Source organism: Tianxiuia mixotrophica (assembly GCF_050596425.1).
Taxonomy (GTDB): domain Bacteria; phylum Bacillota; class Clostridia; order Peptostreptococcales; family Acidaminobacteraceae.
Genome location: NZ_CP192292.1, coordinates 4,360,422 through 4,372,860 on the forward strand (window position 1 = coordinate 4,360,422; position 12,439 = coordinate 4,372,860).

9 protein-coding genes are annotated in these 12,439 nt (G+C 41.8%); 3 read left to right on the forward strand and 6 right to left on the reverse strand.

The annotated features are described in order from the left end of the window. Window positions 1-144 precede the first annotated feature (144 nt). Window positions 145-825, reverse strand: a complete 681-nt coding sequence (locus tag ACQ4KW_RS19340; RefSeq protein ID WP_430884069.1) for a SanA/YdcF family protein — start codon at window positions 823-825, stop codon at window positions 145-147. A 236-nt stretch (window positions 826-1,061) separates the two neighbouring features. Here ACQ4KW_RS19340 and ACQ4KW_RS19345 point away from each other — a divergent pair, with 236 nt between their 5' ends. The 3 genes from ACQ4KW_RS19345 (at window position 1,062) to ACQ4KW_RS19355 (ending at window position 3,718) form a co-directional block, all read left to right on the forward strand. Then, the gene (locus tag ACQ4KW_RS19345; RefSeq protein WP_430884070.1) at window positions 1,062-1,760 is read left to right on the forward strand and encodes a response regulator transcription factor; all 699 of its coding nucleotides are present in this window, start codon (window positions 1,062-1,064) and stop codon (window positions 1,758-1,760) included. 2 nt (window positions 1,761-1,762) lie between these two features. Continuing rightward, the gene (locus ACQ4KW_RS19350) at window positions 1,763-3,142 is read left to right on the forward strand and encodes a sensor histidine kinase (RefSeq protein WP_430884071.1); all 1,380 of its coding nucleotides are present in this window, start codon (window positions 1,763-1,765) and stop codon (window positions 3,140-3,142) included. A gap of 213 nt (window positions 3,143-3,355) precedes the next feature. Further along, window positions 3,356-3,718, forward strand: coding sequence for a helix-turn-helix domain-containing protein (locus ACQ4KW_RS19355; protein WP_430884072.1), 363 nt, complete (start codon window positions 3,356-3,358; stop codon window positions 3,716-3,718). A gap of 198 nt (window positions 3,719-3,916) precedes the next feature. On the opposite strand, the gene ACQ4KW_RS19360 is transcribed toward ACQ4KW_RS19355, so the two are convergent. From ACQ4KW_RS19360 to ACQ4KW_RS19380, 5 genes are all read right to left on the reverse strand, one after another. Then, the gene (locus tag ACQ4KW_RS19360; RefSeq protein ID WP_430884073.1) at window positions 3,917-4,606 is read right to left on the reverse strand and encodes a response regulator transcription factor; all 690 of its coding nucleotides are present in this window, start codon (window positions 4,604-4,606) and stop codon (window positions 3,917-3,919) included. A gap of 9 nt (window positions 4,607-4,615) precedes the next feature. Then, window positions 4,616-6,112, reverse strand: coding sequence for a sensor histidine kinase (locus ACQ4KW_RS19365; RefSeq protein WP_430884074.1), 1,497 nt, complete (start codon window positions 6,110-6,112; stop codon window positions 4,616-4,618). A 74-nt stretch (window positions 6,113-6,186) separates the two neighbouring features. After that, on the reverse strand, window positions 6,187-7,281 hold the full coding sequence (locus ACQ4KW_RS19370; protein WP_430884075.1) for an efflux RND transporter periplasmic adaptor subunit: 1,095 nt from the start codon (window positions 7,279-7,281) through the stop codon (window positions 6,187-6,189). After that, on the reverse strand, window positions 7,271-10,576 hold the full coding sequence (locus ACQ4KW_RS19375) for an efflux RND transporter permease subunit (RefSeq protein ID WP_430884076.1): 3,306 nt from the start codon (window positions 10,574-10,576) through the stop codon (window positions 7,271-7,273). The genes ACQ4KW_RS19370 and ACQ4KW_RS19375 overlap by 11 nt, the downstream gene beginning before the upstream one ends. A gap of 260 nt (window positions 10,577-10,836) precedes the next feature. Next, window positions 10,837-12,423, reverse strand: a complete 1,587-nt coding sequence (locus ACQ4KW_RS19380; RefSeq protein ID WP_430884077.1) for a PAS domain-containing sensor histidine kinase — start codon at window positions 12,421-12,423, stop codon at window positions 10,837-10,839. Window positions 12,424-12,439: the final 16 nt, after the last annotated feature.

Consider the following 12,439-nt stretch of genomic DNA (forward strand, 5'->3'; position numbering starts at 1 on the left):
CATTCGATTTATCAGTTCTTATTTGAGCGACTTGCAAAATATCATTCAAGAGCCTTCGTTATACCCTATATAGATATTTAAGAAGCAAAAATTCTATATAGGGTATAACAAAGACCTATATCTGTACTTTTGCAAGCGACTAATTTAATAATTTCTATGAACCGTTGCCCGTCCGTCCCCCTTGATGGAGATGGGTTCTCCCATATGGGTGGGGTCAGGTTTGACCACATGAACATAGAAAAAATCTTTTATCCGAGCTAGAAGTTCCCTGTACCTATACTTAAGAACATAGGGATTAAAACCATCATCAGCGGAAATGCCGTAGGCTTCCATATCAAGAGCTCTTGCAATGTAGACAGCCCGTTTTAAATGATAGGCCTGGGTCGATATGATGAGCTTTTTCACACCGAATATCTCTTTGGCACGGACCACAGACTCATATGTGGAAAAGCCTGCATGATCCATGAAAATATCTTTTTCCGGTATGCCACGCTCGACAAGATAGGCCTTCATGACCCCAACTTCATTATAATAAATTGAATCATGATCACCACTGACCAGTATCTTATCCGCCTGTCCTTGGCTATAAACATCTATGGCCGCATCCAGTCGCTCAGCAAGCATGAGGCTAGGTTGTTTTTGCGGTGTGACCCTGGCCCCTAAAACAAGGACGACTTCTGTATTTTCAAGATTTTTTACATCTATGTATGGTCTGGCACTCAGGGCAACAAATTGATCTATTGCCACACAGCTCAAAACAAATATTAGAACCAGAGCCGCCAGAAATTTTATGAGTTTAACCAGCATATTAAGTATTGATTGCATCTCCTCTTTCACCACTTCCCGTAGTAAGCATACACGGTCATAGGGCGGACTTCAAGGGTCAAACGTCCTATCTCATCAATTTGAAACCATTTTGTTTGAAAGTCACACTATTTCATCTGTTTGTAACTAAGAACGGGTGTCAATCTATGGTATTATTACATATATGGTGCAAGTCTTTTGAAATGATTCATCCAATTCGAGTAAAATGGGTCATACATATATTTGGAGGGAAGAAAATGAACCAATATAAAATTCTTGTTGTTGATGATGAACAAGAAATCGCTGAACTGATTCGGGACTACCTAAAAGCAACTGGATATGATGTGATCATAGCAAGCAATGGCGAAGAAGGACTGGAAACATTCGAAAAAGAAAAGCCCGACATGGCGATTTTAGATATTATGATGCCTGTTATGGATGGTCTTGAGCTTTGCCGCCGCATACGCAGTGCTTCGAATATACCTATTCTTATGCTGACGGCAAAGAAAGAAGACGCTGACAAAATACTAGGACTCGGACTCGGCGCTGATGACTATGTGACGAAACCTTTCAGTCCAAGGGAATTGATTGCCCGTGTTCAATCCCAGCTTAGACGATTCAACGAACTCTCTGGCAACGTTAAAAAAACAGACACCCTACAGTTTGGAGAACTGGAAATTGATCCATCTGCCCATATTGTAACGGTGCGTGGAGAGATTGTCTCTTTTTCTGTCAAGGAGTTTGAGATTCTTCACTTTATGGCCATGAATATGAATCAAGCCCTTTCCAGAGAAAAAATATTTGAAAATGTATGGGGCTTCAATGAGTATGGCGACATAAACACCGTCACTGTCCACGTTCGTAAAATCAGAGAAAAAATTGAAAAAGACCCCTCTCAACCAGAATATATAGAAACGGTTTGGGGCATCGGATACAAATTTAAGGGAGGCAAGTAATCATGGGGATCAGGACAAGGATCATCCTCTCCTTCCTGTCGCTTTTAATAGCGCCTTTTATGATTGTCTTCTTGGCCCTGCTCATCGTCAACAGCAACATTTTTGGCGAACCCATAACGGATAGCCTTGAAAACTTGAGCAACCATTCAGACCATGTGATTTATACATTTCAAGACAACTTCGACCTTTTGGAAAAGACTGATGAGATGGACGAACTTATTCAACCCCTCATGGAGGGAAAGTTTCGTCGTATTGTATTCGCAGATCAAAATCGTATTGTCCGTTATGACTCTGCCAACCAGCTCCTTGCCAAATCTCTATCGGAAATGTCGGACACCGGCGACTCCGAACTGGAAACCATCGATTCTGACATATACGTCGAGGGGCAATATATGGGAACCCTGGTTCTTGTTCCAGATATCGATCTGGCCAAGGCCTTTAAAATACTTATGATGCTTCCCATAGCACTTATAGCTCTTTTTATTCTTACCATAATAGCCCTGATTATTATTCTCTCTAAAATTTTAGCAGATGGTATTATAAATCCCCTTCGTGAGCTCAATTACGCTGCAGAACGAATTTCCGCTGGCGATCTTGATTTTGAAATGACCTATGATAAGGATGATGAGTTCGGAAAGCTCTGTAATGAATTTGACAGGATGCGTCTAAAACTCAAGGACTCCCTATCCAAGCAAGTCCAGTACGAAAAATCCAGAAGACAATTGATTGCGAGTATATCTCACGATTTAAAAACACCTCTAACCTCTATTAAGGGCTATGTGGAAGGTCTTCAAGATGGCCTGGTTACCGATGAAGCCACTTACCAAAGGTATTTGCGTGTTATTTGGGATAAGAGCAACAGGCTAAATCATCTTATTGATGACCTCTTTATCTTTTCTAAAATGGAGCTTGGCGAGTTTAAAATTGACCCCGTTCAAGTGGATTCTGACATGCTTCTTGATGAACTTCTTTCATCAAGAGAACTGGAACTTAAAGAAGCTGAAGTGGACTTCCATGTAGAAAAACCCATTCCTCAGGCCAAACTTTTAGTGGATGTCAATAGAATCGGTCAAGTGCTTGATAACCTTATTGACAATGCCTTAAAGTTTACAAAAACAAGGATTCATATTCATACGGCCATCGAGAATAAATCCTTTGCCATCTTCATAAGCGATGATGGCCTTGGCATGGATGAGGAAGATTTGCCTTATATTTTTGATCACTTTTATAAAATAGACAAGGTGCGAAGCACAAATGCCAAAGGCACAGGCCTTGGACTCGCCATTTGCAAGGAACTCATTGAAGCCCATGATGGCACAATCCATGTTAAAAGCCGCCTTGGTCGCGGAACGACCTTTAAGATAATGCTCCCGATAAAATAAGGGGCTTCCGATAGTCGTAATATTTATGAAGCTAAATATTTTCGAACGTTTGACTTTTTTCGTCTTTTTTCGACAATAATTGCATCTAATCAGAATTTATTGTACAATAAAGAAAATTCGGGTAGTCGACTTGTACATATTGGAAAATGTGGGATTTAAATTATATGCCAGTTTTATAATAACCGGCAAGAGTTGTGAGGGGGCACTAATCAAATGAATTCAATTGGGAAGAAAATCACGCAGCTGCGTACGGAAATGGGATATACGCAAAAGCAGCTTGCAAAACTGGCAAATATCACGGAAGCTTCACTATCGAGATATGAAAACGGCCTTCGCGAACCAAAGATTAACACACTTGTGAAATTAGCAAAAGTTCTTGGTTGCACAGTGGACTACATGGTTGGAAATACTGACGTTGTAGATGGTGTTATAGTAGACAGGGAAAAGCTCCCAGAGCTGCTTAAAACCGTAGACCTCAAATACCTAAGTATTGCCAAAGACCTTGAGCACTCAGAAATCCCAGCTGAAGATCTGAAAGCCATCGTCGAGATCATTGCAAAAAATCGTGCCGTGTAAAAATCACATCAAAAAAATTCAATGTCTCAATAAAAAAAGGTTACCGTATAGTACGGTAACCTTTTTACCTTGTCTTTAAACCCGTGTCAAACTTTAGAGTATGTCTTAGACCTTCTTCCTGTTTAAGGAAGTCGCTCTCAGCCATTGACTCCTCTAGTTTCAGTCAATAAGTAAAACTATGACTTTTGTCCTGTCGAACTAGTTCAATTTGTATCCAACGCCCCAAATTGTTTTTACATAGACAGGTTCACTTGGGTCTGTTTCTATTTTTTCACGTATCCGACGGATGTGGACTGTTATCGTTGGAATGTCTTGGTCCGCTTCAAAGCCCCATACTTTTTGAAATATTTCTTCTTTGCTGAAAACCTTATTTGGACTCGTCGCTAAAAGTTGGAGCAGTTCAAACTCCTTAACCGTCAAGCTCACTTCTTGTCCATCAACAAAAACCTGATGGGTTTTGGGGTTTATTTCTAGTCCACGGATGCGAATAACACTTTCTTCTGCGGCTGGACCTATCCCCTTTAATTTTTGATACCTTTTTATATGGGCTTTGACTCTTGCCACAAGTTCATTGGGACTGAAGGGCTTGGTCATATAATCATCCAGTCCAAGACCCAGCCCCCTGACCTTATCAATATCCTCGCCCCTTGCACTGACCATTATAATAGGGACATCCTTTGTCTTTCTGATCTCTCTACATATGCCGAAACCATCCACCCCCGGCAGCATCAAGTCTAAGATAATAAGATCAAAACTTTCATTGAGGGCTCGTTTCAAGCCATCCACACCGGTGTTTTCCACGATCACTTCAAACCCATTGATTTCCAGATAGTCTTTTTCCACTTCAGCGATGCCTAAGTCATCTTCAACAATAAGTACCTTTTCCATGAACGCCTCCTATGACTTTCCCAGCTCTATGCTTATTTCCAGCCCACTGTTCTCTATGTTTTGAGCCCAAATTTTTCCGCCATGCTTTAGGACAATTTGCCTTGCAATAGAAAGCCCCAGTCCACTCCCAGGCACACTTGATTGCCTAGCAGCATCCACGCGGTGGAACCTATCAAAAATTTGATCTACATGATCCTCAGGCACCCCTTGACCATTATCCGATATGGTGAGCCTATACATGTCATCAACTGTCTGTACACCAATGCTTATGACAAGCGGTCTCTTATCCACGTATTTTATTGCATTTTCAACAACATTTACAAGCACCCGTCTAAAGTGAATCACATCAAGCTTCAAGGTGTCCTGGTCCTGACACTTGAGTTTGAGATCAAACTTTACATTCTGCGCCTTGTAGTCAAAAGCCCACTCTTCAGCCAAATCTTCAACAAACCTGCACAGGTTTATTTCAGTAAACTGAAACCGTTCCTGTTCAGAATCCAGGTTTGAAAACAGGGTCAGTTCTTTTAAAAGGCGGTCTATCACTTGAGCGTTGCCCGCCATGGATTTTAAGTACTTATACATTTTTTCAGGGGAACCAGCCACCCCATCCATTATGCCTTCAGCATGGAGTTTTATGGCTGTTACAGGGGTTCTCAAATCATGGGAAATGCTCGAAATCATTTGGCGCCTGCTGGCTTCATACTGGTCTCTGATTTTTTCATTTTCAAGAAGCTGAAGTCTCATGGCCTCAAAGGCCTCACTCAGCTCTCCAATTTTATCGTCTGTTGTGTGTTTGACCTCATACTCCAAGTTCCCCCGTCTGACTTCATCAGCAGCATTCTTGAGCTTGTCAAGAGGCACAGTGATGCTCCTCACTACAAAGTAGGATATGATGCCCATGATGAATGTGGAAAGAACCATAAAGAGCAGGATGTTGTTCAGCAATATGACAAAGAATCGACTGGCCTGAGATTCCACACCAAATAGTATAAAAGCCGTGACTTCATGCCCTTCTTGTGTCACATAGTCAACTTGCCTTTGAATGGTTATTTCGTGTTCATTGAACAAAGACTCATTGGGATAACTGGTTGATTGACCAAACTTTGGAAAAGCGTCGAAATCAATAGCATCTGGAAGCTTTTTGGATTTGAAGAAAAGGGTGTTATCCACAAAAACTGCCAAGGACACATTGGGGCGAAAGGACATATCTGCTTCTTTCCAAAAGGACTCGGAGACCAGAAAAGATTCCTCCCCCATCCCCTTTAGATTATTGACAGCCATATTGATGGACCGACTGGCTTCTTCCACACTATTGAGTCGGCGAAACTGAAAAGCATAGGTCATCATGTTTTCAGGCGACGCCTCTGTTTCTTTTGCGATGGGGGGAAGCCATCTGTTGCCATGGGCAATAAAGCCCACTGTCATCATGAGCAGTATTGTGACCACGAGTCCGGTTAAATACGTTAGATACAGTTTTCTTTTTATGCTCATTTTCATAAGCTTCATAATCTTTCCTCGCAATCACGCCGTCAATTTATAGACAGAAGCATCCTGGTCTTAAATGGTGTTTTGTAAGCCTTTTATTTAACAAGAACCAGGTCATTTTCTTTTAAGTAGTGATGTCCCTTGACAACGACTTGGTCTCCGATGGAAAGGGCCCCTATGATCTGAACGTGTTCACCATCTTCAATGCCTTTTTCCACAGGGACTTTCACAGCTTTTCCATCCTTAACAAGATAAATATAGTAGCCCGACTCATCTTCCAGGACTGTATTTTTTTCAGTGACAAATGCCGCTTCAGATTTTGCTGTTTCCAGATAAACTTCCGCCGTCATCCCTGGTAGAAGTTTGCTTTCCGTATTCACTATTTCGACCTCAGCAGGGTATCCCCCTGCCGATCCTGCCAAGTTAATGGCTGTGAGTTTTGCTGTCATTTCTAAATCCTGCGAAGGGAAAACAATGCGGACTGGCTGACCCTTATAGGCCTTGTCAATCTGTGTGCTGGGAATATTCAAGCTCACTTTTATAGGGTTGTACTGGGCCACTGTCACACCATTTTGCGTTGTGGCAAATTGACTTTCCTCTACGGATCGTGAAGTCACAATACCGTCTACCGGGCTTGTTACCAAGTAATTCTCCTCTGTGGATGACAGACTTGAAAGAGTTGTATTATAGCCTGTCAAAGCACTGTTATAATTTAGCTTGGCTGACTCATATGCGTCTTCAGCCTGGTCAAGGGCACTTTTTGAAACAGCCCCTTGGTTATAAAGCGCTTTTGTGTCTTCATAGTTTTTACTGGCAGAATCAAGCTGTATTTTTGAAGTGTCAAGCTGTGTTTTGACATTTGAAAGTTGAGAGGTCTTATTGGTTTTAAAATCATCGGTTTCCAGCTCAAAAAGCAAGTCGCCTGCACTGACGATGTCTCCAACACTGACGTAAACTTTCTTAACATCTGCATTTGTCAATGCATTCATTTTATAAGTCCGACTTGGTTCAACAGCACCCAAGCTATAAAATGACTCTACAATTTCACTTGTTTCCAGTGTCTCAACACCAACTGGCAGTCCTTGTTCTTTTCCCGCCTTTTCTAAGGGGGCCCTATCCAACTTACTCCCACAACCTGTGGCAAGTATCATAAGGGCTAGACCCACTGCTAAAATCCCTTTACGCTTCATTTATAACATCCTCTCTTTCTTCAACAAAGAGTCCAAATTTATCTCGAATCCATGCTGTTAAACTATCATTCATAGAATATACAATTGGTATAATCATCAGTGTTAGGGCTGTTGACGCAACCAGGCCAAATATTAGTGCAAAGCCAAGTTGCCCAAGAGCAGGATCTGCCACTGATATTGGCAGAACGCCACCTATGGTTGTAATAGATGTGGCCAAAACAGGATTGAAGCGTGTCTTCACCGCTTCGACAATAGCTGTGTTTCTGTCTTGTCCTTCTTTTCGCAAATAATTTGTATAGTCAACAAGAACAATGGCATCGTTGACGGCAATGCCCACCAGGGAAACCACGCCAAAGAGGGAGTAAAACCCTAGATTGTTTCCTGTTAGAGCCAGTCCTATCAAAGTTCCTATAAGGGCCAGAGGCACACTCAGAATTATAACAACTGGTTGTGTTAGAGAATTAAACTGTACTGATAGGAGAATGTAAACCAGCATGAGGGCTATTACAAAATTGGTGCCCATATCTGCAAAGGAATCATTCATTCGGCTGAACTCTCCACCGTACTCCACTTCCACGCCTTCAGGCAAGGACACATCCTTCACCTTGTCTTGGAAGGTGCGTACAATCTTATTTATATTGGCATTTGGTGCACCCGAAGCGCCCACTTGAATGTATTTTTGTCCGTCGTTGTGAACGATTTGGCTCACGCCCTCATCCATTCTCAGCGTGGCAATTTCATTGAAAGGTATTTTCTCTCCCATTTGATTTGTGAATACTATTTTTTCTAAATCCTTCACATTATCAAGGCGGTCCTCTGACGTTCTTATTTCAACACTGACCTCTTGACCATCGTATCTGAAATCTGTCACCTCGTACCCACTAATGGCCTTTCGTATGTCCAAAGCCATTGAGGAGATGTTCAGTCCCTTGGCCTGAGCCAATGTCTCATTAAAGTCCACAAGGAGTTCTGGAAGGCCTCCCAGCGAACTTATGGTCGCATCTTCGACACCCTCAACATTTTTTAGAGTCTCATAATACTGGGTGGCAAGGGCTTCAAGCTCTTCATCGCTCCCCCCCGAAATGTTTATTGTGATCGGAGACCCGCTTCCTGGTCTATGTCCCATATTGAGAGCAGCATCAACTGTTATGTCTGCTCCAGGAATATCTGAAACGGCTTTTCTAAGCGCGCCCACCATATCATAGCCACTAATTCCTCTTATGTCTTCATCAACCAGTTCAATGGAAATTGTGGCTTCATTGTCATTGTTTCCACCAATAGATGATGTGAAATTGTCAATGTCATCAAAGGTATAGAGCTTGTCTTCAATTTCGCCGACGATTTCCACTGTGTCTGAGATCAAATAGCCTTTGGGCAGTTCCACAATAATCGACATGGAATCTGGCTCTTCACTTGGCATAAGCTCCAACTGAATAAAACCAAGAGGAACGAGCATGACACTCCCCACAAGCAGGATCACAGATAGACCTATTATAGCCATTCTCTTCTTCTTATTGTCAAGAACCCCTGAAAGCCAGTCACCGTATTTGTCAATGTGTGACCCATGACCATGACTTTTTTTAAACTTGAACTGTTTCACGAACATAGCCAGTGAAAATAAGCCTGCACCCACAAATGAAAAGATGCCCATTTGTCCGTCAATCCTAAAGGCAAAGAGGGCCAAAATGCCGACCGTGGCAATGGATGCAATCTTTCTATACAGGGATGCAGCTCCTCTTGCTTTTTTCTCCTTGCCCTTATATTTTTCGAGCACACGCGAGGCAATAGTCGGTGTGATAATAAGAGATATTAGGAAGGAGGCAGAGATGGCAAATAGGATCGTCAGTGGCAAGGATCTGAGCATGCGCCCCATCATGCCTGGTGTAAGTGCCAGGGGAATAAAGGCCGAAACCGTTGTTAGCGTTGCTGCAAGAACTGCCGGTGCCACTTGGTTTATAGCTATTTTTGCTGCTAGTTTTCTATCTAGGCCATAGTCTCTAATCCTATCAATGTTTTCTATGACCACAATGGCATTGTCTACAAGCAGTCCCAGGGCAATGACAAAGCCCATTAAGGATATGGTGTTGAAGGTTATGCCCACTTGATTCATAAGTATAAAACTTGTGAACATGGATAGGGGGATAACCAGGGATACAATAATGGCTTCTCTAAGATCAATAAATAAGAACAGGACAAGAACCACGACCAGAAGACCAGACAGGGCACTGTCCATAACTGTTCCTAAACTGTCCTCAACATCCTCCGCAAAATTTGATGTGATTATGACTTCCATATCTTTCGGGTAAAGTTTACCCTTTTCTTCTTCTAAAATTTTAACGATTTCATTGACAGGACCAATGGTATCGGCACCGTTATCTCTATAGACTTGCATGTAGACAACAGGTGTTGTAAATACCCCAGCCTCTTTTCTGTAGGTTCTGGATATTTGATCCCCTTCATCATTGACCCAGTTGACATCTGCTATATCCCCCACCCGAACACTTCCAGTGGCTGTTTTTACAAGAACCTGTCTAATGTCATCAATATCATTGAAGGCCTCATCGACCCTGACATTGAACTTCTTTCCATCCATTTCAGCCGCCCCGGCCGGAAGACCTATATTGACAGCTGATATGGCTTGACTGAGTGCATTCACACTCACCCCATAGGCTTCCATCTCAACAGGATGAACGGTAATGGCAACAATGGACTCGGTCTCACCGCTCAGTTCAACGGAATCCACGCCAGGAACGGCCTCAAAGGCTGTTTTCAAATCCTCTGCGGCTTCACTAATAGAGGCTAGGTCCATGTCTCCAGTAACAGACATGGACATGATAGGGATTTCTCCTGTTTTCAGATGCATGATGTTGGGTTCACTCGCCTCATCAGGCAGGTCAAGACCATCAATCTCTTTTTTAACTTCATCCACTGTTTCATCCATATCAATGCCAAACTCAAACTCTAGTATGATTCTTGCAAAACCCGATGCAGAGGTCGACGTGTATCCAATTAAATCGTCCTGACCCGCAATGGCGTCCTCAATGGGATTTGTAATCATCTCTTCAATGTCATCTGGCGACGCACCAGAATAGACAGAGGATATGATGACCATATTGGATTCCACCTCTGGTATATTCTCTCTTGGCAGATCTGTGTAAGACATCCACCCCACTATGAATACAGCCATCAGAATAAGGTAAATTGTTCTATACCTATCAATAAAGATCTCGGATAATTTTCCGAGTGCATTCTTTTTCTGATGGAGTTCTGGAATATCGTATTTCTTTCTATCCATTTTTTAAACTCCTTTTCTCGCAAAAACGCCCTTCAAACCACAATATTAAGAAAAAGGGCTTTTATCTTGCATGTCTTTTCATTAGGATACCTCAAAGCTTTTAAATTTCATTATCCAAATTCTAAACACTTTCTAAATTGATTCATGCTAAAAGCATTATTTAAACCTTTCACCTTGAGACAGTCATCATTTGGCTGGACATAGAAAATGCTTCTAATAAATGAGGCACATGGCCTTTATTAGAAGCACTTTAACTTTGACTATTCTTGGCAATTGTGTGTGTCAAACGCCATAATGAAACGGGTATAAGATCCTTCTTCTGATTCCATTTTTATTTGACCCTTGAAGTTTTCTTCCACAATTTTTCGAATGATATAAAGCCCCAGACCAATTCCAGAAAGACCATCCCTGCTTTCCCGTTTGACTGTGCTTTGAAATGGCTTAAACAAGTTTTCTTTAACCTCAGGGGCAATGCCCCTTCCATTGTCCTCATATATCATTTTTATACGTCCATCGGTCAATTTGATCTGAATGGATATTTTCCCACCATCCCGATCTGAAAACCCATGCTTGTAGGTGTTGGTGAGAAGGTTATTCAATATTTGTGTCAAATACCCTGGAACAATGGCCACCACAATCTCAGGGTCAACATCTATGTCGTAATTTATCTGCTTGCGTTTAAGCACAGGCTTGAGGCTGAGCAGTGTTTCCTCAATTAGTTCTTTTAAATTAATGCACCGAACTTCCATCTGTGTTTGGTCGGCCGCCATTTGCTTAAAGTTTGTCATCAAATCTGCAGCGTGGGTCAGATTTCTTTCAATGATGTCTGATGACTCCTCCAGACTTTCTACATATTCATTAAACCGCGTCTTTGTTAAGGTCCCATCCTCAAAGTTTTTCTTGATATTATCTGTTTGATCCTTTATATAAGAACCCGCTGTCCTCGCAGATCCCACAGGCGTGTTGATTTCATGGGTCAGGCTGGCCACCAAATTACCTAGGGCTGTCATGCGCTCAGTCTTAACCAGTCGATCTTGCATTTTATCAAGATGATTCACAGTTGTTCGCAAGCTCTGATTGCTTTTTTCCAACTGATTGGAAAGCTCTTCTTGATCAGAAAGCGCTTTTTTTAGAGCTTTGTTGGATTGTTCAAGGGCCCTGGTTCTTTCCGACACTCGACTCTCCAGCTGATTATTAAGAGCTAGAAGCGCTTCTCTATACTTTTTTTGCTCATTGATTTCTTGTAAAAAGGCAACATAGTATACCAGGTCTCCATGGTCTTCTGTAATCTTTGACAGGGTTAATAGAGTATGTGTTTTTTCACCTGTTTGCCCTGTTATTGTCACCTCAAGTGTTTCTCCTTCACTATCACGGTTTTGAAGGGACTCTGAGAATTTTTCTGAAGCATCTGGCAAAATAGCATCCAGGTCCATGGATTTTAACATTTCACTGGTCATTCCAAAAATTTTCTGAGCCTTGGTATTGGTTTCCACAACCTGCATACTTGTATCAAATAAAACAATGCCTATAAAACCTTGCTCAAAATAACTCCTATACTTGGCCTCTGATATATAGGTTTCTTCATGAAGGCTATTTATTTTACGCAGCCCCAAAATGATTAAAACCCAAAGAAGACCTGCCGTTATGACGACGTAGAGATTGCCTTTTATGGTCTGAATAAACGTCATGATGCGAATATCTCTAATCATAATGGATAGGAGTTTATCTGATAAAAGTATCCAGAGCATGCCAAATATTAAGTATATTATTGTAATGCGGTGCGCCATATTGTATTTATCTAAAAATTTTTTTGGACTCTTCATCGCTTTGGCCTCTCTTCTTTTCATATAAATCAACACTACC